The 20011-nt window shown below is 60.1% G+C and carries 20 protein-coding genes and 1 pseudogene; 12 read left to right on the top strand and 9 right to left on the bottom strand.

Features of this window, described 5'->3' with window-relative positions; all coding sequences use genetic code 11:
* Nucleotides 1–190: 190 nt before the first annotated feature.
* Nucleotides 191–1210 carry a transporter gene (locus ACKZ62_RS06110; RefSeq protein WP_032891053.1) on the top strand — a complete coding sequence of 340 codons (1020 nt, stop codon included), beginning with the start codon at nt 191–193 and terminating at the stop codon, nt 1208–1210.
* 264 nt (nt 1211–1474) lie between these two features.
* Nucleotides 1475–3091: an inorganic phosphate transporter gene (locus ACKZ62_RS06105; RefSeq protein ID WP_032891052.1), complete on the top strand. Its 1617-nt coding sequence runs from the start codon at nt 1475–1477 to the stop codon at nt 3089–3091.
* Nucleotides 3092–3154: 63 nt separating this feature from the next.
* Here the strand turns inward: ACKZ62_RS06105 and ACKZ62_RS06100 are convergent, their stop codons facing one another.
* Genes ACKZ62_RS06100 through ACKZ62_RS06090 form a run of 3 tightly spaced genes read right to left on the bottom strand, consistent with a single transcriptional unit; the run spans nt 3155 to nt 5819 of the window.
* Nucleotides 3155–4129, bottom strand: a complete 975-nt coding sequence (locus ACKZ62_RS06100; protein ID WP_447096435.1) for a 5-oxoprolinase subunit C family protein — start codon at nt 4127–4129, stop codon at nt 3155–3157.
* Nucleotides 4126–5004 (bottom strand): 5-oxoprolinase subunit B family protein, encoded by an 879-nt coding sequence (locus ACKZ62_RS06095; RefSeq protein ID WP_122753097.1) that lies wholly within the window; start codon nt 5002–5004, stop codon nt 4126–4128. The genes ACKZ62_RS06100 and ACKZ62_RS06095 overlap by 4 nt, the downstream gene beginning before the upstream one ends.
* A 59-nt stretch (nt 5005–5063) precedes the next feature.
* A complete protein-coding gene (locus ACKZ62_RS06090; protein ID WP_447096434.1) occupies nt 5064–5819 on the bottom strand; it encodes a 5-oxoprolinase subunit PxpA in 756 nt (251 codons plus the stop codon).
* A gap of 105 nt (nt 5820–5924) precedes the next feature.
* Between ACKZ62_RS06090 and ACKZ62_RS06085 the strand changes: the two genes are divergently transcribed.
* Nucleotides 5925–6842, top strand: a complete 918-nt coding sequence (locus ACKZ62_RS06085; RefSeq protein WP_032891044.1) for a LysR family transcriptional regulator — start codon at nt 5925–5927, stop codon at nt 6840–6842.
* On the opposite strand, the gene ACKZ62_RS06080 is transcribed toward ACKZ62_RS06085, so the two are convergent.
* On the bottom strand, nt 6839–7735 hold the full coding sequence (locus ACKZ62_RS06080; RefSeq protein WP_032891043.1) for a LysR family transcriptional regulator: 897 nt from the start codon (nt 7733–7735) through the stop codon (nt 6839–6841). The genes ACKZ62_RS06085 and ACKZ62_RS06080 overlap by 4 nt on opposite strands.
* A gap of 108 nt (nt 7736–7843) precedes the next feature.
* On the opposite strand from ACKZ62_RS06080, the gene ACKZ62_RS06075 reads away from it, so the two are divergent.
* Nucleotides 7844–8602: an SDR family NAD(P)-dependent oxidoreductase gene (locus tag ACKZ62_RS06075; protein WP_032891041.1), complete on the top strand. Its 759-nt coding sequence runs from the start codon at nt 7844–7846 to the stop codon at nt 8600–8602.
* Here ACKZ62_RS06075 and ACKZ62_RS06070 read toward each other — a convergent pair.
* Nucleotides 8501–9013, bottom strand: coding sequence for a multidrug/biocide efflux PACE transporter (locus ACKZ62_RS06070; protein WP_122680741.1), 513 nt, complete (start codon nt 9011–9013; stop codon nt 8501–8503). The two genes, ACKZ62_RS06075 and ACKZ62_RS06070, sit on opposite strands and share 102 nt — an antisense overlap.
* Before the next feature lie 88 nt (nt 9014–9101).
* On the opposite strand from ACKZ62_RS06070, the gene ACKZ62_RS06065 reads away from it, so the two are divergent.
* From ACKZ62_RS06065 to ACKZ62_RS06055, 3 genes are all read left to right on the top strand, one after another.
* Complete coding sequence (locus ACKZ62_RS06065) at nt 9102–9959, top strand: LysR family transcriptional regulator (protein ID WP_032891038.1); 858 nt, start codon at nt 9102–9104, stop codon at nt 9957–9959.
* Between the two features lie 124 nt (nt 9960–10083).
* The gene (locus ACKZ62_RS06060) at nt 10084–10593 is read left to right on the top strand and encodes a GNAT family N-acetyltransferase (RefSeq protein ID WP_179179956.1); all 510 of its coding nucleotides are present in this window, start codon (nt 10084–10086) and stop codon (nt 10591–10593) included.
* Nucleotides 10594–10768: 175 nt separating this feature from the next.
* Nucleotides 10769–11950 carry an NHL repeat-containing protein gene (locus tag ACKZ62_RS06055; RefSeq protein WP_447096433.1) on the top strand — a complete coding sequence of 394 codons (1182 nt, stop codon included), beginning with the start codon at nt 10769–10771 and terminating at the stop codon, nt 11948–11950.
* Between the two features lie 41 nt (nt 11951–11991).
* On the opposite strand, the gene ACKZ62_RS06050 is transcribed toward ACKZ62_RS06055, so the two are convergent.
* The gene (locus ACKZ62_RS06050) at nt 11992–12471 is read right to left on the bottom strand and encodes a GyrI-like domain-containing protein (protein ID WP_032891033.1); all 480 of its coding nucleotides are present in this window, start codon (nt 12469–12471) and stop codon (nt 11992–11994) included.
* Nucleotides 12472–12667: 196 nt separating this feature from the next.
* On the opposite strand from ACKZ62_RS06050, the gene alaC reads away from it, so the two are divergent.
* Complete coding sequence (alaC, locus tag ACKZ62_RS06045) at nt 12668–13879, top strand: alanine transaminase (protein WP_032891031.1); 1212 nt, start codon at nt 12668–12670, stop codon at nt 13877–13879.
* A 158-nt stretch (nt 13880–14037) separates the two neighbouring features.
* On the opposite strand, the gene ACKZ62_RS06040 is transcribed toward alaC, so the two are convergent.
* A complete protein-coding gene (locus ACKZ62_RS06040; protein WP_032891030.1) occupies nt 14038–15390 on the bottom strand; it encodes a GntP family permease in 1353 nt (450 codons plus the stop codon).
* An 84-nt stretch (nt 15391–15474) separates the two neighbouring features.
* Complete coding sequence (locus ACKZ62_RS06035) at nt 15475–16008, bottom strand: gluconokinase (protein ID WP_447096432.1); 534 nt, start codon at nt 16006–16008, stop codon at nt 15475–15477.
* 212 nt (nt 16009–16220) lie between these two features.
* Between ACKZ62_RS06035 and ACKZ62_RS06030 the strand changes: the two genes are divergently transcribed.
* The 4 genes from ACKZ62_RS06030 (at nt 16221) to ACKZ62_RS06015 (ending at nt 19403) form a co-directional block, all read left to right on the top strand.
* Nucleotides 16221–17252: an HTH-type transcriptional regulator GntR gene (locus ACKZ62_RS06030; protein ID WP_163034923.1), complete on the top strand. Its 1032-nt coding sequence runs from the start codon at nt 16221–16223 to the stop codon at nt 17250–17252.
* 121 nt (nt 17253–17373) lie between these two features.
* The gene (locus ACKZ62_RS06025) at nt 17374–18006 is read left to right on the top strand and encodes a glutathione S-transferase family protein (protein ID WP_032891026.1); all 633 of its coding nucleotides are present in this window, start codon (nt 17374–17376) and stop codon (nt 18004–18006) included.
* Between the two features lie 10 nt (nt 18007–18016).
* The gene (locus ACKZ62_RS06020) at nt 18017–18754 is read left to right on the top strand and encodes an NAD-dependent epimerase/dehydratase family protein (RefSeq protein WP_447096431.1); all 738 of its coding nucleotides are present in this window, start codon (nt 18017–18019) and stop codon (nt 18752–18754) included.
* A gap of 142 nt (nt 18755–18896) precedes the next feature.
* A complete protein-coding gene (locus tag ACKZ62_RS06015) occupies nt 18897–19403 on the top strand; it encodes a hypothetical protein (RefSeq protein WP_095185729.1) in 507 nt (168 codons plus the stop codon).
* Nucleotides 19404–19484: 81 nt separating this feature from the next.
* Here the strand turns inward: ACKZ62_RS06015 and ACKZ62_RS06010 are convergent.
* A pseudogene (locus ACKZ62_RS06010) lies at nt 19485–19889 on the bottom strand (methyl-accepting chemotaxis protein); the annotation flags it as partial.
* Nucleotides 19890–20011: the final 122 nt, after the last annotated feature.

Raw genomic sequence — 20011 nt, 5'->3', positions numbered from 1 at the left:
ATCCCTAACGGTTGTTAATGAGCTGAATCGGCCGGAATAGAGCCTTCTTGAAGGGATTCGGACAAATGGTCAATAAAATGTCACGAATGCGAAATAAACCAACGACTGTCATAAAACTGTCAAATAACCCTGTAATTATTCGCCACGCGACCTGTGAAATGTCCTACAGGCCTTTTCTCTGCGAGCCTCCATGAATCACAGCATCGATCACAGCCATCAGGACTCCGATCTGTTTGGCTTGCTTTACGGTTTTCGTTTTCGCCCAGGTGTTAAGGGGGAGCAGATTGACTCGGCTACCGCCCTGGCGGCATTGAAGCAACCGCAGGACCCGGAGGAGTTCTTGTGGCTGCACCTGAACCTCGCCCACGCCGCCTGCGAGCGCTGGATGCAGGCGCACCTGGAGCTGCCTGAAGAGTTTTTCGAGGCCCTTCACGAGGGCTCGCGCTCCACCCGCATCGAACACGTCGACTCGGCCTTGCTGGCGGTGGTCAACGACGTGGTGTTCAACTTCAGCAGCATGGTCTCGTCGGATATTTCCACGCTGTGGGTATGCGCTCGCAGCCGCCTGTTGATCAGCGCGCGGCTGCAACCGTTGCACTCGGTGGACAAGTTGCGCTCGTCGGTAAAGGCCGGAGAACACTTTCGCTCGCCACTGGAACTGTTGGTGCATTTGCTGCGCGACCAGGGCGAAGTGCTGACGCAGATCGTGCGCAAGACCAGCATCAGCGTCGACCATATCGAAGACCAATTACTGTCCTCGCGCCTGTCCACCAACCGCGCCGAACTGGGTGCCGCGCGTCGGGTACTGGTGCGCCTGCAACGCTTGCTGGCGTTGGAGCCGGGCTCGTTGCTGCGCCTGCTCAACCGACCGCCGCAATGGCTGCAAAAGGAAGACGTGAAGGAGTTGCGCAAATCCACCGAAGAGTTTGCGCTGATCATCAACGACCTGACGGCTCTGGGCGAACGCATCAAACTGTTGCAGGAAGAGATCGCCGCCAACCTCAACGAGCAAAGCAGCCGCACTCTGTTCACCCTTACGGTAGTGACGGTGCTGGCACTGCCGATCAACATCATCGCCGGTTTTTTTGGCATGAACGTCGGCGGCGTGCCGCTTTCACAAGACCCGGAAGGCTTCTGGATTTTGGTGGCGCTGGTCGCGACCTTTACCTTGATTGCCGGGCGCTGGGCGTTTCGCAGATTTTCAAATTGAAATGAGATCCGCTGTGGGAGGGGGCTTGCTCCCGATGACAGTGTGTCAGCCAACACCTCTGCCAGCCCTGCCGCCGCTATCGAAGCCTCGCTGAAGCTCGACATCTCCCACAGGGATCGGTGGTGTCTATGAGTTTCGCGGCTGTGTGCGCTGCAAGACAGACTAATGGCGTGCCTGATTGACCAAACACTGACCTGCGGCAGCACCGTTGTAACATTCTGCAATGACTATGAACGACATCCTTCATCACCTGGATGCTCCGGCATGGCCACCCCTTCCCTGACTGCCTCCACGCACTCATCTTCCGTCGATTCAAAACCGCGCCTGGACAAGAAACCTGGCCTGGTGACCGTGATCATTTTCTTCGCCGTCCTCGCCATGGGACTGTTGTTCACCGCCTACAGCCTGATGCATGACATGCACGAACTGGGCACGGTGGTCACCACCTGGACGCCGTTCCTGCTGCTGGGCGTCGCGTTGTTGATCGCTCTGGGCTTCGAGTTCGTCAACGGTTTCCACGACACCGCCAACGCCGTCGCGACGGTGATCTACACCAACTCGCTGCCACCGCATTTCGCGGTGGTGTGGTCAGGCTTTTTCAACTTCCTCGGCGTGCTGCTCTCCAGCGGCGCGGTGGCGTTTGGCATCATCGCCCTGCTGCCGGTGGAGCTGATTTTGCAGGTGGGCTCATCGGCCGGTTTCGCGATGATCTTCGCCCTGCTGATCGCTGCGATCCTGTGGAACCTCGGCACCTGGTGGCTGGGTTTACCGGCCTCGTCCTCCCATACGCTGATCGGCTCGATCATCGGCGTCGGCGTGGCGAATGCCTTGATGCACGGACGTGACGGTACCAGCGGGGTAGATTGGGCCCAGGCGACCAAGATTGGTTATGCGTTGCTACTGTCCCCCTTGATCGGCTTTGCGTTTGCAGCCTTGTTGCTGCTGGCAATGCGCGCCTTTGTGAAGAACCGATCGCTGTACAAGGCGCCCAAAGGCAACACCCCGCCGCCGTGGTGGATTCGCGGCATGTTGATCGCCACCTGCACCGGCGTGTCGTTCGCCCACGGCTCCAACGATGGGCAGAAAGGCATGGGCCTGATCATGCTGATTCTGGTCGGCACATTGCCCATGGCCTATGCGTTGAACCGCACCATGCCCGCCGAACAGTCTTTGCAGTTCGCGGCGGTGGCCGAAGTGACCCAGGCCGCCCTGATGAAAACCACGGCGCAGGCATTGCCCGGCGACCCGCGCCCCGTCCTGTCGACCTACGTGCGCACCAAGCAAGCCACACCGGACCTGGTGCCGGCCCTCGCCGCGCTCACCGGGCATATCGGCGAAGAAGTCAAAGGCTACGGTTCCCTGGCCAAAGTCCCCGCCGAGGCGGTCGGCAACGTGCGTAACGACATGTACCTGACCAGCGAAACCATTCGCCTGATGGACAAGGGCAAGGTCGGCAATTTCGACGCCGACACCCAAGACAAACTGCAGCTGTTCAAGCAACAGATCGACAACGCCACGCGCTTCATTCCGCTTTGGGTGAAGATCGCGGTGGCCATTGCGCTTGGCCTGGGCACCATGGTCGGCTGGAAGCGCATCGTGGTCACGGTGGGCGAGAAAATCGGCAAGACCCACATGACCTACGCCCAAGGTGGGGCGGCGGAAACAGTGGCGATGCTGACCATCGGGGCCGCAGATATGTATGGGTTGCCGGTGTCGACAACCCATGTGCTGTCATCCGGTGTGGCGGGGACCATGGTGGCCAATGGTGCTGGGTTGCAGATGCGGACGATCCGCAATTTGCTGATGGCGTGGGTGCTGACGTTGCCGGCGGCGATTCTTCTGTCTGGCAGCCTCTACTGGCTGTTCACCCAACTTTTCTGACACAACATAGATTGAAACTGTGGGAGGGGGTTTGCTCCCTCCCACAGTTGGATGTGTGTTGTGTCAGTTGTTGAAGAGACCCGTCATGGCCTTGAGCCGCTTCTTGTACACCCGCCGCGCCTCAAGGGCCTCCTCCAGCGTCACCGCCACAAACCCCGCGCGCTGGTTGGGCTGCATTTGCCCGATCAAATCCAGATCGGCACTGATCACCGTGCCGATCATCGCGTAACCTCCGCCCGACACTGCATCTCGATGCAACACAATCGGCTCCAGCCCCGCCGGTACCTGGATCGAACCGATGGGGTAGCAGCTGTCGACAATATTCGACGGATCCGAGCCCGCGCCAAACGGCTGTTCCCGTGGTTCAAAGCTCAACGCGCTACCGCCCTTGAAGCGATAGCCGATACGGTCCGCTTCGGAACCCACGGTCCACGGTTCGGCGAAAAAACTGCTTTTGGCGGCACCGGTCAGGCGCTCGTAATACAGGCCAGGCACCACACGCAGGGTGATATCGCCCCCTACCGACCGGCGCAAGGCCATCGGCAAACTGTTGCCCGCCCGGCCCTGCCCGCAGAGCTCACCGATGGGCAATTCATCACCCTCCTGCAAGCGCCGACCTTTAAACCCACCAAGCGCGCCCAGGGTGTAAGTGGAGCGACTGCCGAGCACCACGGGCACATCAATGCCGCCGGCCACCGCCAGGTAAGTCCGTGCGCCGGCCTTGGGAAATTCGAAACGCAGCACCTGCCCGGCACGCACCTGGAACGCGGTGTCCTGATGCACCACTTCGCCGTCAAGGCACGGCGACATGAGCGCGCCGCTGAGTGCCACCAACGCATCCTGTTGGAATTCCAATTCAGGCCCGATCAAGGTGCATTCCAGGCCCGCCGCACCGACCGGATTGCCCACCAGATGGTTGGCCGCGCTCAGCGCGTATTGGTCCAGCGCCCCCGACGGCGGAATGCCCAAGTGGTAATAACCTTCGCGGCCAAGGTCCTGCACAGAGGTGGCGAGGCCGGGTTTGAGGACTTTGATCATGCCAGCGCCTCCTGCAGGGTTTTCGGATAGCCCACCGGGTCGGCCAGAAAGGCGTCGAGGGAAAATTCCACTGGGCGGATGCGCAGGTCGAAACGTCCTGCGTCCACCTCGGCGACGGCCAGGTCGTAGGCATCACGTTCTATGGGCTTGAACTGCACGATGTCACCGGGGCGAAAGAACACCATGTGCTCCTTGAGGTAGGCCAACTGCTGCGCCGGGTCGTAGATCGGCGCCGGGGTCACCCCGAACATTTGGTAACCGCCAGCGCCGCGCACCGAGTAGATACACCCAAAGCAGCCACCATGGCCGAGGGTGAGTTTGGGCGTGTCGGTGCGCGGGCGCAGGTATTTGGGCACCTGCAACTGCCGCTCACGCTCGACCATTTGGAACATGAACGGTAGACCCGCGACAAACCCGACCATCGACACAAACCACGGCGCGCCGCTGTGAGCGGCGATAAACGCGTCCACATCCGCCAGGCCATTGATGCGCGCGGCGTACTCCAGGTCGGTGCCGCTGGGGTCTTGATGGCGATCGCGAAAACGCATCAGGGTTTCATGGGTCCAGGGGTCGTTGTACAGCACCGGGATTTCGATGATGCGCGTGCGCAAGGTGCGTTCGGCCACGGCCTGGGCTTCGGCGCTTTGCACGGCATCGAGCAACACATGGGGCGCGATGCGGTCGGGGTCGAAACGGATCTGGAACGAGGCGTTGGCCAGGCACACATCCAGCACGCCTTCCAGCGCCAGGCGCTCCACCGCTCGGGTCACCGCCATGCCCTTGAAAAAGGCCTCCAACGACATGCTGTCGCTGACCTCGGCAAACAGGTGTTCGTCACCGCCGAAGCTGTAGCGGATGGGGGTCGTTTCAGCCATGTCGCTTCCTCTTGGAATGGTTATGGAAAGGCAGGCAAAAAAGTAAGGGATCGATCTTATTAGGGTGTTTTGACCGTGATACCCGCCTGGTCCAAGGCTTCGCGGGTGGCTTCCACCAGTTCCAGGGCGCCGGGAGTGTCGCTGTGCAGGCAGATGGAATCGAATTCGATAAACAGGTCTTCGCCTTCTACGGTGCGCACCAACCCCGTCTGACAAGCCCGCAGGACTCGTGCCGCCACCGTTGCAGGATCAAGCGCGCGAACAGTGCGAGTAAACACGATGGAGCCCGTCAGATCGTACTCACGATCGGCATAAAATTCCCGGACCACCGGTTGCCCCAACTCCTTGGCCACCCGCCAGATCACCGAGTTGGGCATGCAGTACAGCAACAGCGTCGGTTCGATGAGTTGCAGGTTTTGCACCAGCAGCCGGGCCGCTTCTTCGTCACGGGCCAAGTGCATGTAGAGCGCGCCGTGAGGCTTGATATGTTGCAGCGTCATGCCTTGGGCGCGGGCGATTTCCCGCAGGGCACCGAGTTGGTAGAGGATATCGTCCACCAGTTCCTGGGCCGGTGCGTTGATATGCCGACGGCCAAAGCCGACCAGATCACGAAAGCCGGGATGGGCGCCGATGGCCACGCCCAGTTGCTTGGCGCGTTCGACGGTGCGGCGCATGGTGCCGGGGTCGCCGGCGTGGAAGCCGGTGGCGATATTGGCCGAGCTGATGTAGGCCATCAGCTCCGCGTCGACGCCATCACCGATGGTCCAGGGGCCGAAACCTTCGCCCATGTCCGAATTGAAATCCACTGCCTGCATCGGGGTCGCTCCGCCAGAAATGATGTTGGAAAAGTAGGCTGCGCCTTGACCCCTTGGGAAGATCTATTATCAGATGCCCTATCTTCTGAAAAACAGATATCGCTCATGTCGCTGACCTTGCGCCAAATCCGCTACTTCGTCGCCACCGCTGAGATCGGCCAGATTTCTCAGGCGGCGATCCACCTGAACATCTCGCAGTCGGCGGTGACCACGGCGATCAAGGAGTTGGAGGCGATGCTCGGCGTGCAACTGTTTGTGCGCTCGGCCCAAGGCATGAACTTGACCGATGCCGGGCGGCACTTTCTCAACCGCGCCTATGTGATTGTGCGCAGCGTGGACGATGCGCTGAACAGTCCATTGCCCGACTACCGCGCCAGCGGCGTGCTGCGGGTAGCGGCCAGTTACACTGTGCTTGGTTACTTCCTGCCCCATCACTTGCAGCGCATGGAGCATTGGCATCCGGACGTGACCATCGAGGTCTTCGAGCAGGAGCGCCAGGCGATCGAACAAGGTCTGCTCGACGGCCAGTTCGACATGGCCGTGGTGCTCACCGCCAACCTGACTCACCCGGCGATCGTTTCCGAGATTCTGTTCAACTCGGAACGTCGCCTGTGGCTGCCCAGCCATCACCCATTGTGCGAGCGCGGCGCCGTGAGCCTGGCGGATGTGGCGCAAGAGCCCTACATCCTGCTGACCGTCGATGAAGCCGAACACAGCGCCATGCGCTATTGGGAACAGGCCGGGCAAACGCCTAAGGTGCGACTGCGCACCAGTTCGGTGGAGGCAGTACGCAGCATGGTCGCCAATGGCAGCGGCGTGGCGATTCTGTCGGACTTGGTGCACCGCCCGTGGTCACTGGAAGGCAAGCGCATCGAAACCCTGACCGTCACCGACCCGGTCACGCCCATGAGCGTCGGACTGGCCTGGCACCGCGAGCGGGCATTTACCCCGGCGATGCAGGCGTTCCGGGATTACTTTCACGACGCGTTCCTGGCGCCGCAGCAACTGTCGGCGCGCCGTTAAAGATGGGCTTGCAGGGTGGCCGCCAGCCAGTCCATGAACACGCGCACCCGCAACGGCAAATGCCGCTGGCCCGCGTAGAGCAAGGACACATCCAGCGGCGGCGCCGGGTAGTCCGGGAGCAGGGCAACCAACTCGCCACTGGCGAGCAAGTCACGAATACCCAAGGCCGGCACCTGAGTAATGCCAAAACCGCCCAGGCACGCCACGCGATAAGCATCCGTGCTGTTGACCGTCACCCGCCCGGCCATGGGGATGCGCTGCACCTTGTTGCCTTGCTGATACTCGAAACCGGCCGAGCGTGAACCCAACGGCCGCACGTAATGCACCAATTGATGCTGCGCCAGATCGGCCAAGGTCGCGGGCACGCCGTAACGTTGCACGTAACCCGCGCTCGCGCAGTTGATCATCGGCATGCGGCACAGCACGCGTGCGACCACGCTGTGGTCCGGCTGGGCGCCGACGCGCAGTACGCAGTCGAAGCCTTCGGCGAGCAGGTCGACCTGGCGGTCGGTGCAACTGATCTCCAACTCGATCAACGGGTGCGCGTCCATGAACTGCGACAAGCGCGGCAGGATCAGTTCCCGCGCCATCACGTTGGGCATGTCGACTCGGATGCGCCCGCTCAGTTGCGCTTCGTCCTGGCGAAACAGCCCTTCGAGTTCCTCCATATGCGCGAGCAGGTCCTTGCTGCGCTCGTACAACACGCGCCCGTCCTGGGTCGCCTGCACTTTGCGTGTGGTGCGCTGCAACAGACGCGCGCCGAGCAGTTCTTCCAACGCCTGCACATGCTCGGACACCGTGGAACGCGGCAGCCCCAGACTCTCGCCCGCCTGGGTAAAACTCGACAGTTCGGTGACCCGCACGAAGGTGCGCAGCAACTCAAGTTTGTTCATGGGATTGTTCGCCTTATCCGGCCAGTGATTCCGGTGTAGCCCTGTTTATCACGTTAGCAGCGGACAAATACACTCAGTCCCACGTTCACATCTGAAGAGGACTGCACCATGACCCGCAAAATCGCATTGATCACCGGCGCCAGCCGTGGCTTGGGTAAAAACGCTGCGTTGCACCTGGCGGCGCAAGGCGTAGACATCATCGGCACCTATCACAGCAAGGCCGACGAGGCGCAGGCATTGGTGGCCGAGATCGAACAATTGGGTGGCCGCGCCGCCATGCTGCAATTGGATGTGAGCCAAAGCGCAACATTCGAAGGTTTTGTCGGCGACGTGGCCGGCGTGCTCAAGGATGTTTTCGCACAGGATCACATCGACTTTCTGATCAACAACGCCGGGATCGGCATTCACGCCAGTTTTGCCGAGACCACCGAAGCCCAGTTCGACCAACTGGTGGCGATCCAATTCAAGGGCCCGTTTTTCCTGACGCAGAAGCTGTTGCCGTTGATCCGCGACGGCGGCCGCATCCTCAACGTCTCCAGCGGCCTGGCGCGTTTCAGCCTGCCGGGCTATGCCGCCTACGCGGCGATGAAAGGCGCCATGGAAGTGCTGACCCGCTACCAGGCCAAAGAGCTGGGTGGGCGCGGGATCAGCGTCAACATCCTGGCCCCTGGCGCGATCGAAACTGACTTCGGCGGCGGCGCTGTACGCGACAACGCCAACCTCAATGCCATGGTCGCGAGCAACACCGCCCTGGGCCGCGCCGGCTTACCGGACGATATCGGTGGAGCGATTGCCAGCCTGCTGGCCGACGGCAGCCACTGGATCACCGGCCAGCGCATCGAGGCGTCGGGCGGCATGTTTCTGTAGGAGCTTGTCGCGCAGTACGTCATAGCCCCAGTGATACACATAGGTGTACGGCAGGAAGAACAGCAATACACCTATGTCGAGGATAAATGCCTGCATCAGGCTGATATTCAGCCACGCCGCAATCAGCGGTACGCACACCAAAATCAAGCCACCTTCAAACATGAGCGCGTGCAACACGCGGGTCCAGCCATTGTTGGCCAGTTGCAGGCGTGCCTTGAGTCGGTCGAACAGGCCGTTAAAGATCACGTTCCAGGTCAGCGCCATCAGGCTGATCGCCAGGGTGACCATGCCCATTTCCAGGGCGGGTTTGTCCATGATCCACGCCAACAAAGGGGTGCAGATCAACAACGCCAGGGCTTCGAAACCAACAGCCTGGCAAACGCGTTCAGTGATGGATTTGGTAGGGTTCATGACCCGTCTCCGAGAGTGACGACGGTTGCCATCATTACCCTTTGAATCGATACTTCATAACCAATAACCATCGATCAAGGCGATAGTCATGGCCTCTAATGAAGTGCTGCAGGCGTTTGTGCAGGCGGCCACCCAAGGCTCGTTTTCGGCGGCGGCGCGCAAACTGGGCAAGAGCCAGTCCACCGTCAGCGCGGCGGTAGCCAGCCTGGAGATTGATTTGGATGTGGTGCTGTTTGATCGCAGCAGCCGGAAGCCGACGCTCACGCCCGCCGGCCTGGTGTTGCTGCAACGCGCCGAGCAAGTCCTGGAAGCCAGCAGTCGCCTGTCGCTGGCCGCGAGTCAGTTGGCCATGGGATTGGAGCCGAAAGTCACGATTGCCATGTCCGATACCTATCAATCTGAGCGCTTCGAACTCGCGCTCAAGGCCTTCGAGCAGCGTTACCCGGACCTTGAACTGGAATGGCTGATCGCCGAGTGCGAAGACTTGATCGCGCTGGTGCAGAGCGGTCGTGCGCAGATCGCGTTTGTCGAAGCCCAGGCGCATTACCCACCCGACCTCAGCCGCGCGCCCGTGGCTGAACGCACGGAAATCGCGCTGTTCGTCGCGCCCGAGCATCCGTTGGCCACGCTGCCGAACGTCGACGCGCAGCGCTTGCAGCAACACCGCGAACTTCGGCTGGCGAGCATCATCAACCCGAATGAAACCCGCCCCAGCGGCCGCGTTTGGTCGGCGCCGAGTTTTCTGATGCTGATGGAAATGGCCCAGCTCGGTTTCGGTTGGGCCGAGCTGCCGCGTTGGCTGGTGGAACGCTTTGGCAACACTGGGCTGGTGGAACTCCCAGTGCGCGGTTGGCCGCGACTGGTAGCGGTGGATGCGCTGTGGTCGCGGCAGTATCCACCGGGACCGGCGGGCAGCTGGATGCTGGCGCAGATGCTGGATGAGTGATCAGGCTCAGAGTATGTGGTGAATTGGCGCGCCTCGCTCAGGGCCAGCGCGCTCATCACTAAGCACTGTGTCGCCCTCAAACCCGCTAGACTGCGCGCTTCCTTGCAGCCGTTCGGACGTTCCGATGCAAACCCGCCTTGTCGCCTACGAGGCGCTCACTGCTGTGCAACGACAGCAAGCCAGCGCCATCGAAGTTCATCCCGAACAACTGCCGTTTTGCGGCGATATGTATTGCGCGCTCAATTCGCTGCTGGCCAAACCAAGCCCAGGCGTCAAAGGGTTCGTCCTGCTGGCCGATGACATTCCGGTGGCCTTCCTCTTGCTCAAACGCCCACCTTGCCTGCCCCATTGGGCCGATGCACACAGCGCCACGCTGCATGCGTTCCAGGTGGATCGGCGGCAACAAGGCAGTGGGTTCGGCAAGGCGTGTTTGCAGGCATTGCCGGCGGCAGCGATAGAGACGTGGCCACAGATCAAGGCGCTGGAGTTGTCGGTGGACACCGACAATGTGGCGGCGATGGGGTTGTATCTGGGCGCGGGATGGGTAGACAGCGGGGAGGCGTATAAGGGGCGAGTTGGGTATGAGCGAAAGTTAAAGTGGGTGTTTGGACGAGACGACCCCAGCCTGCTTTAAATATCCCAACGCCGATAAATCGACCACTCTGGCCCACCCTCCCTGGCTGTCCACTGTCAAAGTTCACAGCTATACAGGCGTTGCCGATTGCTCTGTACTGGAATGCCAAGGTAGTCGCTCAAGCGGTGCAACGAGCAGGCGTGGAAACGCTCAACGCCCAGCACGGAGACCCTCCATGAATACTCCACCGAGCAACAATACGCTTAACACTGCAGGGAGCCCGGATCTTTCCTTTGGCACCCCTCCACTCAAAGACGGTACCGTTATAAACACCCGCACCGCAGGGATCTCCCGAGTCCTCGAAGACGGTTCAACCATCACAGCAGGCCCGTATAGCGAGCCGGATGGCCCCTTCATTGGCATCACCAAACAAACGCCTACGGGAGAGAACGACGCTCGATTCGGGCGAGGGCTGACGGCGATGCAGCAACGCCAAACCTTCATCGACATGCTCATTCAGCCTAATGGCAGGCAACTGTTACTGGCCACCCATATCAACAATGTGGCGGTCTCTATCAGTCGATTCAACGAAGCAAACGGCAATTCAGACTTCAGGTTCGGCAATAATGGCGAGGTGGTGCTGAATAAGCGGATTCAGTTGAACTTAAACAGCAAAGCCGGTTTAGCTTTACAGTCCGATGACAAGATCATTTGTGTATTTAATGACGGTACAAGCAGTTTTATCTATCAACTCAGCAGTTCCGGCCAGGAACTCAACTTCGGCTTTTTAGATCCGCTTGAAGAGCGCGGCGCCCTTATGGGCCCAGTATTGACCACTGAGAGGGGTTTTTTGATTGCGGGCTCTATAAACGGCAAGGCCCTTATTAAAGGATTCACACATGCTGGAGAAGCGGACACGGCTTTTGGTAACGCAGGTTACGTCCAATTGGAGCTTTCAGGTACTGGGGAAAAACAGGCCTCAGCGCTGGCCAAAGGACCCGATGGCCGGATAGTTGTCGTCGGCGGTGAGCACCGGTTGCCGCGCAAGCAGAACTTCGTGACGAGCCTGCTTGCCAACGGCCAACCTGATCCGCAGTTCAATGGCGGAATCCCCAAGGAGAACGATGCTCGTCATGGAAGTTATGACAGCGTGACGGTTCAACCCGATGGGAAAATCGTCGTCTTGTGGCGCAATACAAACGGCAGCCTCGTCGAACTGACCAGGTACACCGCGACTGGGCAGTTGGACCTCACCTTTGGCGATCAGGGTGTGGCCGATGCATGGCGCGACCCGCAATCAAGACCCCAAATCTCCAACATCAACAAGCTTGAATGGGTAAATGCGGGTGAAACACTGCAAACCAGCGGTGTGCTGGAAGGTGTCCACTCCTTCATCGGCCGCCTGCTCAGCCAGTGATACCCACGACTGAGCTGCCAACGCAGCTCAGTCGTGTGACATCAGGCCTTGACTACCGGCAACCAGATCTCCACCGTCCCCGTGCCTTTCCTCACGTCAAAATCAGCGCTGTAGCGTTCAAAATCCGGCCCTGCCACTTTGTAGCCCGAATGTGGCAACCACTCGAACATGATGCGCTCGTACGTCTGTTCCAATGCCTGCACCGGTCCGTAATGCGGGAACACCGCATAGTTGAGCGGTGGAATTTCAATGGCTTCGAAGTTACTCGGGACGTCGCTTTTGCTCGGGACTTCCACCCCCGCCATGTAATCGAATTCGCCGTGATTGGGGTTATGGCAAACGCCATAGGTCACACCGCCGATGCGCTTCTTGATGTCCTTGATGCAGGTGTCGAACAACTCCCACAACTTGGGAATATCGCCCACCGTCGCCTTGGAATAACGCCCTTGTACCCCAGCAATCACCAAGGCCTTGCCTGCTTCCATGCGTGGCTCTAACGGTTGTTTTGTCTGCTGATCCATACGAACAGTCTCCTTCTTATGAGGGAACAAACCCGCATCGAGTATAGGGGCATATCCGTGCCGTACTCCATGCAGAAAATTTTCCTACGCATATGGACAACTGGCCATCATCGACCGTATTGTCTGCTCCGCAGGCCACCGCAGTGGCCGACGTCGCTCGGACGGTTCCGGGCGCTTACGTACTCTCGAGGCAACAATGGCCGACCAAGGTTCGCCGCGCCGCTTTGCGCGCATAGATCGACTCCCCCCTTACGTTTTCAATATCACTGCCGAGCTGAAGATGGCTGCGCGTCGGCGCGGCGAAGACATCATCGACTTGAGCATGGGTAACCCCGACGGCGCCACGCCTCCCCATATCGTGGAGAAAATGGTTACCGTCGCCCAGCGTGAAGACACCCACGGTTACTCCACCTCCAAAGGCATTCCGCGTCTGCGCCGGGCGATTTCGCGCTGGTACAAAGACCGCTACGAGGTGGACATCGACCCCGAGACGGAAGCCATCGTCACCATCGGTTCCAAGGAAGGCCTGGCGCATTTGATGCTGGCCACCCTGGACCAGGGCGACACGGTGCTGGTGCCCAACCCGAGCTACCCGATTCATATCTACGGTGCCGTGATTGCCGGCGCCCAGGTGCGTTCGGTGCCGCTGATTCCGGGCGTGGACTTCTTCGCCGAGCTGGAACGGGCGATTCGTGGGTCGATCCCGAAGCCGAAGATGATGATCCTCGGCTTCCCGTCCAACCCGACCGCGCAGTGCGTGGAGCTGGATTTCTTCGAACGGGTGATCGCCCTGGCCAAGCAGTACGACGTGCTGGTGGTGCATGACCTGGCCTACGCCGACATCGTCTACGACGGCTGGAAAGCCCCATCGATCATGCAAGTGCCGGGGGCCAAGGACATTGCGGTGGAGTTTTTCACCCTGTCCAAGAGCTACAACATGGCCGGCTGGCGCATCGGTTTCATGGTGGGCAACCCGGAACTGGTCAACGCCCTGGCACGGATCAAGAGTTACCACGATTACGGTACCTTCACCCCGCTGCAAGTCGCCGCGATTGCTGCGTTGGAAGGCGATCAACAGTGCGTGAAAGACATCGCCGAGCAATACCGCCAGCGCCGCAATGTGCTGGTCAAGGGCCTGCATGAGTTGGGCTGGATGGTGGAGAATCCCAAGGCTTCGATGTACGTCTGGGCGAAGATCCCGGAGGCGTATGCCGCCATGGGTTCGCTGGAGTTTGCCAAGAAGCTGCTGCTGGAAGCGAAGGTCTGTGTGTCGCCGGGGATTGGATTTGGCGAGTATGGGGATGATCATGTGCGCTTTGCGCTGATCGAAAACCAGGACCGGATTCGCCAGGCGGTGCGCGGGATTCGCGGGATGTTCCGGGCGGATGGGCTGGTCGCTAAAGCCTGACCCGATCCACCTGAACAAATGTGGTCAACATGTGGGAGGGGGCTTGCCCCCGATAGCAGAGGTTCAATCACTGCATCTGGTGACTGACCCACCGCCATCGGGGGCAAGCCCCCTCCCACATTTGCATTGGGTTTTCACCCTTGCTGCTGGTGTGTCTGTTAGACCACCAACGACAGCAGCATGATGAAGATCAACGCCACCACAGACAGAATGGTTTCCATCGCCGTCCAGGTCTTGAAGGTCTCGGCCACGGTCATGTTGAAGTACTGCTTCACCAGCCAGAACCCCGCATCGTTGACGTGAGACAGGATCAACGAACCCGCCCCCGTCGCCAATACCAGCAGCTCACGGTTAACCCCCGGAATCATCCCCACCACCGGCACTACGATGCCAGCGCCGGTAATGGTCGCCACGGTCGCCGAACCGGTCGCAATACGAATCACCGCCGCTACCAGCCAGGCCAGCAGGATCGGGTTGATCTGCGCATTCACCGCCATATGGCCAATCACGTCACCCACGCCGCTGGTCACCAGCATCTGCTTGAAGCCACCACCGGCACCGATGATCAGGATGATCGCGGCCGTCGGCGCAAGGCTGGCGTCGAGCAGCTTGAGGATTTGCTTGGAGTGAATGCCCTGGCGACTACCAAAGGTGTACAGCGACAGCAGAAGCGCCAGCAGCAAGGCGGTGATCGGGTGACCGATCATGTCCATCCAGTTGCGCACCACGTTGCCTTCGGCAAAGGCGATGTCGGCGAAGGTTTTGAGCAGCATCAGAAACACCGGCAGCAGCACGGTGACCAATGTGATGCCGAAGCTTGGCAGCGACTTGTTATCGGTCTCGCGGGCCAGTTGATCCACCAGTTCCTGGGAGGGATTACCGGGGATGTACTTGGCGATGAACGTACCGAAGATCGGGCCGGCGATGATGGCGGTCGGCAGTGCGACGATCAGGCCATACAGGATGGTCTTGCCGATGTCCGCGCCAAACACGCCGATAGCCAGCAGCGGGCCCGGGTGCGGTGGCACCAGGCCGTGCACTGCCGAGAGGCCTGCGAGCAGCGGGATGCCGATCTTGATCAGCGACACACCGGTGCGGCGCGCGACGATAAACACCAGCGGGATCAGCAGCACAAAGCCGATCTCGAAGAACAGCGGGATGCCCACCAGGAACGCGGCGAACATCATGGCCCACTGGACCTTCTCTTTGCCGAAGGCGCGGATCAGGGTCTGGGCAATCTGATCGGCACCGCCGGATTCGGCCATCATCTTGCCGAGCATGGTGCCCAGCGCGAGGATGATGCCGACAAAGCCGAGCACCCCGCCGAAACCGTCTTGGAAGGCTTTGATGATCTTGTCCACGGGCATGCCCGAGGTCAGGCCGAGGAAGCCGGCCGCGATGATCAGTGCAATGAACGGGTGGACCTTGAACTTGGTGATCAGAACGATCAACCCGATGATAGTGACGACTGCGTCTAGCAGCAGGTACGACTCGTGGGACATGCCAAACATGGGGGGTCTCTCCTGTTTGTTGTTGTTATTAAAGCGGGTGTTGAATTTCTTGCCGGGGATAGCGCTATCTTTTCCGGCAAAAAATTAATGAGTTCGTTCAAAGCCGTGTTGCAGCCACCAAGCGTTGGTCTGCTCGGCCAACGCCTCGACACTGTCTTCACTGGCGTTGAGGGCCAGGGTCAATGGCTCGCCTTTGGGCGATTCAAGGGTGGCGAACTGGCTGTCGATCAGGCTTGCCGGCATGAAATGGCCGGGGCGATGGGACACGCGGTCCGAGGCGACTTCACGGGTCAGTTCCAGGAATACGAAACCCAGACCTGGCGCGGCTTCGCGCAGGTGGTCACGGTATTTCTTCTTGAGAGCCGAACAGGTGAGCACCGGATGTTCACTCGCTTTAAGCGAGCGGCGCAGTTCATCGCACAGGATGTCGAGCCAGCCGGCGCGGTCGTCGTCGTTGAGGGGGTGGCCGGCGCTCATCTTTTCGATGTTCGCGGCAGGGTGAAAGCTGTCGCCTTCAATGGCGGTGGCGCCGTTCAGCCGGCACAAGGCCTCGCTGACACTGGTCTTGCCACAGCCGGCAACACCCATGATAACCAGAGCGGTAACAGGTTGACTCATGAAACACCTCAAGACGCAGATAGCGCTACCTTCACACGCTGTAAGGCACGTGCAAAAACAGGCTTTTCCCGCGCCGTCTTGTCATTTTTATGGAGTGACGCGTGCATCCGCTCCAATCATTTGAACCGGATCAGGCAACCCAAAGTTCAATAATTTGCAGCCATTTGGAGACAGCGCTACCTTAGTGCCTCGATTTTTGTTTGGCAAGCCGCCTGATGACCTCTAAGAACGATAAAAATACGCGCACCACGGGTCGCCCGACCCTCAACGAAGTTGCCCGCCTGGCTGGCGTCAGTCCGATCACCGCTTCACGCGCCCTGCGCGGCATCAGCACTGTGGCCATCGAACTGGTAGAAAAAGTCCAACAGGCAGCTGCCGAGCTCAACTACGTGGTCAACCCCGCAGCCCGCGCCCTGGCCTCGGCTCAAAGCCATTCGGTGGTGGTGTTGGTACCGTCGTTGTCCAACCTGCTATTTATCGAAACCCTCGAAGCCATCCATCAGGTGCTACGGCCTAAAGGCTTTGAAGTGCTGATCGGCAACTCTCACTACTCCCGCGATGAAGAAGAAAACCTGCTGCGCAACTACATGGCCTATCAGCCACGGGGCTTGCTGTTGACGGGCTTCGATCGCACCGAAAGCGCCCGACGAATGGTCGAGGCCAGCAATGTGCCTTGCGTTTACATGATGGACCTGGACCCTAACGCTGGCGTGAATTGCGTGGGCTTCTCGCAATTGGCCGCCGGTGAAACAGCCGCGGCGCATTTACTGTCCCGTGGCCGCAAGCGCCTGGCCTATATCGGTGCGCAATTGGACCAACGTACCTTGCTACGTGGCGAGGGTTTCCGCCGCGCCCTGCAACAGGCCGGAATGTACGACCCGGCGCTGGAGCTGCTGACACCGCGTCCTTCTTCCGTGGGCCTGGGCGGTGAGTTGTTCCTGCAGTTGCTGGCCGCCCATCCGGACGTGGATGCGATCTTCTTCGGCAACGACGACCTGGCCCAAGGCGCGCTGCTGGAAGCCCTGCGCCATGGCATAAAGGTGCCAGAGCGCGTGGCGGTGCTGGGTTTCAACGACTTGCCCGCGTCGTCCTTTATGGTGCCGCGCCTGAGCAGCATCAGCACGCCACGCGAAGCCATTGGCCGCCGTGCGGCGGAGCATCTGCTCACGATCATGGCGGGCAACAAGGTCGCCAAGCCGGTAGTGGACATGGGCTTTGCGTTGCAGGTGCGGGAAAGCACCTGACCTTCAAGCCGAACGTGATCCATCGAGGGAGCTAGCCTGCCGGCTCCCTCAATTTGACCGCGCTCGCTTAACCTCCCCGGCCCCTGCTAGATTGTCCCTTCTCCACTGCCAGGGAAGCACCATGGGACACTCACTGAAAATCTTGGGCCGCACCTCTTCCATCAACGTACGCAAAGTCCTGTGGACATGCCACGAACTGGGCATCGAATACGTACGCGAAGATTGGGGCATCGGCTACACCCCCACCCAATCCCCCGAATTCCTGGCCCTGAACCCTAACGCGCAAATACCTGTGCTCATCGACGACCACGGCGTGCTGTGGGAATCCAACACCATCTGCCGCTACCTGGTCAGCCTCTACCAACGCCACGACCTCTTGCCCGCCGAACCCGCGCCACGGGCCAGGGTGGAGCAGTGGATGGACTGGCAAGCCACCGAGCTCAACCCTTCCTGGGGTTACGCGTTCCAAGCGCTGGTGCGTCAGAGTCCTGAGCATCAGGACCCGCAACGAATCGCAGCCGGCGTACAGGGCTGGAATGACAAGATGGGCCTGCTGGAACAACAGTTGACCAAAACCAACGCTTACGTCACCGGCGACGAATTCACCCTCGCCGACGTCCTTATCGGCCTTTCGGTGCACCGCTGGCGCATGACGCCCATGGAACATCCGCCCTACCCCGCCATCGCAGCGTATTACGAACGCCTCAGCCAGCATCCGGGCTTCCAGACCTTCGCCCTCGACGGCCACAACTAAGGACATGCACGTGAAAGGACTCAACATACTGCTCACCGGCGCCTGCGGCAGAATCGGCAAGACGTTTTTCGAAGCCTCGAAAGACCGCTACCGCTTCACGCTTACAGACCGCGTCACGCCGGATTTTGAACTGGGCGACCATCGCTTCGTACACGCCGACTTGAGCGATAAATCCGCGCTCGTCGCGCTGCTCGATGGCATCGACGTGATCGTGCACCTGTCGGGCATCCCCCATGCCAGCGCCTCGTTCGACGAACTGCTGCCAAACAACATCCTCGCCACCACCTACCTGTTCGAAGCTGCCGTGGCCGCCGGGGTAAAGCGTCTGGTTTTCGCCAGCAGCGCCCAGACCATCGAAGGCTACCCGGTGGATCGGCAGATCACGCCTGGCATGCCAGTGCTGCCCGCCAATCTGTATGGCGTGAGCAAATGCTATGGCGAGGCGCTGTGCGGCTACTACGCGGCGAAAACGCCACTGTCGACCATCGCACTGCGCATTGGCGCCTTTGAATTCCCCGAAAGCCACGACCTGAACAACGCCCGCGACCTCAGCGCTTGGCTCAGCCCACGGGATACGGTGCAATTGCTGCAACGTTCGGTTGAAACTAAAGACGTAAAGCACTTGATCGCCCACGGCATTTCCAATAACCGTTTCAAGCGTCTGGACTTGAGCGAAACCACGCGTGTGCTGGGCTATCAACCGGTGGATGATGCGTTTCAGACATTCGAGATTCCCATCACCTACTGAGTTGCAGGCGGCAATGGCTGGCCGTCGATGGGCCAGCACTTGCCGCAACAGCCGAGCCGCTCCCAGCAAAACCTGGGCTTTTGCGCCCGGCACGCTATTTGCTCCAGCTGTAGCACCGTACATTTCCTCCAGGTGCCCGATCATGCTGGTTAACAACAACACCCAAGCCGTATCGACCGTCCAACAGCTCAAACGCCCCGATATGGATCCAGCCAACGCTGCCGCCAGTGCGCTGTACAGCGGCGCAGTTCAAGCCGCGCAGCAAAGTGTGACCGTACCGGTCGCGCAGAAGGACCTGGACAAAGCCACCGACCGTATCGACGAAGCCTTCGCGAAGACCCGCGTGCAGTTGCAAGCCTCCACCACGGCAACCACCTCCTCGACCGAGACGCCTGCCACCACATCCACCTCTGGCGCGCGCTCGGAATTCACGGAGTACATGAGCAAAACCCCGGCCGAACGCATCCGTGAGCAGTTGCTCAAGGAGCAGGGTTTGACTGAGGCGGATGTACAGAACATGTCCCTGGAAAAACAGGACGCGATTTCCAAGCAAGTGGCCGACCGGTTGAAGCAGCAACAAGAGCAGCAAGTAGCGGCGAAAGCCACTGATCCTGCGCACTCGGTGAAAGAAACCCTGGCGGCAATCTAAGCCACACTTCGGATCAACCTGTGGGAGTGCTTGCGCCCTCCCACAGGGATTGGCTTTCCAAATTGGAAATGGATAGGTCGGCTATTGCAGTTGAAGGGTCGAATTGAACTGCCCGATCGCATCCACCACATGCCGTGACCCTTCCTGAATCTCCAGGATAACCTGCCCCGCCTCATTCGCCAGTTCCACCCCCAACCCCGTACGGCTCAAGCTCGACTGCATGCTCGACACTGCGCTCAACGACAGATCGTGGTTCTTGCGCACCACCTCCACAATCTCCACCGTCGCGTGGCTGGTACGTGCGGCGAGGCTGCGCACTTCGTCGGCCACCACCGCAAACCCGCGTCCGTGCTCACCGGCTCGTGCCGCTTCAATCGCGGCGTTGAGCGCCAGCATATTGGTTTGCTCGGCAATGCTGCGGATGGTCTGCACAATGGCGCCAATGATGTCCGACTGCTTGCTCACCGCGTCGATGCTCTGTGCCGCCTGGTTCAAATTGTGAGAAATCTCTTCGATGATCTGCACGGTTTGCTGCACCACCTCCGATCCTTTGCGCGCGCAGGCGTCGTTTTGTACCGAGGTGGCGTGAGCCGAATCGGCGGCGGTGC

Source organism: Pseudomonas sivasensis, assembly GCF_052938085.1.
This window is presented reverse-complemented; position numbering and strand designations above follow the sequence as displayed.

What these genes read in the sequence shown, in the direction of transcription:
- ACKZ62_RS06110 (WP_032891053.1), top strand. Translation starts at nt 191, where the DNA reads ATGAATCACAGCATCGATCACAGCCATCAGGACTCCGATCTGTTTGGC.
- ACKZ62_RS06105 (WP_032891052.1), top strand. Translation starts at nt 1,475, where the DNA reads ATGGCCACCCCTTCCCTGACTGCCTCCACGCACTCATCTTCCGTCGAT.
- ACKZ62_RS06100 (WP_447096435.1), bottom strand. Translation starts at nt 4,129, where the DNA reads ATGATCAAAGTCCTCAAACCCGGCCTCGCCACCTCTGTGCAGGACCTT.
- ACKZ62_RS06095 (WP_122753097.1), bottom strand. Translation starts at nt 5,004, where the DNA reads ATGGCTGAAACGACCCCCATCCGCTACAGCTTCGGCGGTGACGAACAC.
- ACKZ62_RS06090 (WP_447096434.1), bottom strand. Translation starts at nt 5,819, where the DNA reads ATGCAGGCAGTGGATTTCAATTCGGACATGGGCGAAGGTTTCGGCCCC.
- ACKZ62_RS06085 (WP_032891044.1), top strand. Translation starts at nt 5,925, where the DNA reads ATGTCGCTGACCTTGCGCCAAATCCGCTACTTCGTCGCCACCGCTGAG.
- ACKZ62_RS06080 (WP_032891043.1), bottom strand. Translation starts at nt 7,735, where the DNA reads ATGAACAAACTTGAGTTGCTGCGCACCTTCGTGCGGGTCACCGAACTG.
- ACKZ62_RS06075 (WP_032891041.1), top strand. Translation starts at nt 7,844, where the DNA reads ATGACCCGCAAAATCGCATTGATCACCGGCGCCAGCCGTGGCTTGGGT.
- ACKZ62_RS06070 (WP_122680741.1), bottom strand. Translation starts at nt 9,013, where the DNA reads ATGAACCCTACCAAATCCATCACTGAACGCGTTTGCCAGGCTGTTGGT.
- ACKZ62_RS06065 (WP_032891038.1), top strand. Translation starts at nt 9,102, where the DNA reads ATGGCCTCTAATGAAGTGCTGCAGGCGTTTGTGCAGGCGGCCACCCAA.
- ACKZ62_RS06060 (WP_179179956.1), top strand. Translation starts at nt 10,084, where the DNA reads ATGCAAACCCGCCTTGTCGCCTACGAGGCGCTCACTGCTGTGCAACGA.
- ACKZ62_RS06055 (WP_447096433.1), top strand. Translation starts at nt 10,769, where the DNA reads ATGAATACTCCACCGAGCAACAATACGCTTAACACTGCAGGGAGCCCG.
- ACKZ62_RS06050 (WP_032891033.1), bottom strand. Translation starts at nt 12,471, where the DNA reads ATGGATCAGCAGACAAAACAACCGTTAGAGCCACGCATGGAAGCAGGC.
- alaC (WP_032891031.1), top strand. Translation starts at nt 12,668, where the DNA reads ATGGCCGACCAAGGTTCGCCGCGCCGCTTTGCGCGCATAGATCGACTC.
- ACKZ62_RS06040 (WP_032891030.1), bottom strand. Translation starts at nt 15,390, where the DNA reads ATGTTTGGCATGTCCCACGAGTCGTACCTGCTGCTAGACGCAGTCGTC.
- ACKZ62_RS06035 (WP_447096432.1), bottom strand. Translation starts at nt 16,008, where the DNA reads ATGAGTCAACCTGTTACCGCTCTGGTTATCATGGGTGTTGCCGGCTGT.
- ACKZ62_RS06025 (WP_032891026.1), top strand. Translation starts at nt 17,374, where the DNA reads ATGGGACACTCACTGAAAATCTTGGGCCGCACCTCTTCCATCAACGTA.
- ACKZ62_RS06015 (WP_095185729.1), top strand. Translation starts at nt 18,897, where the DNA reads ATGCTGGTTAACAACAACACCCAAGCCGTATCGACCGTCCAACAGCTC.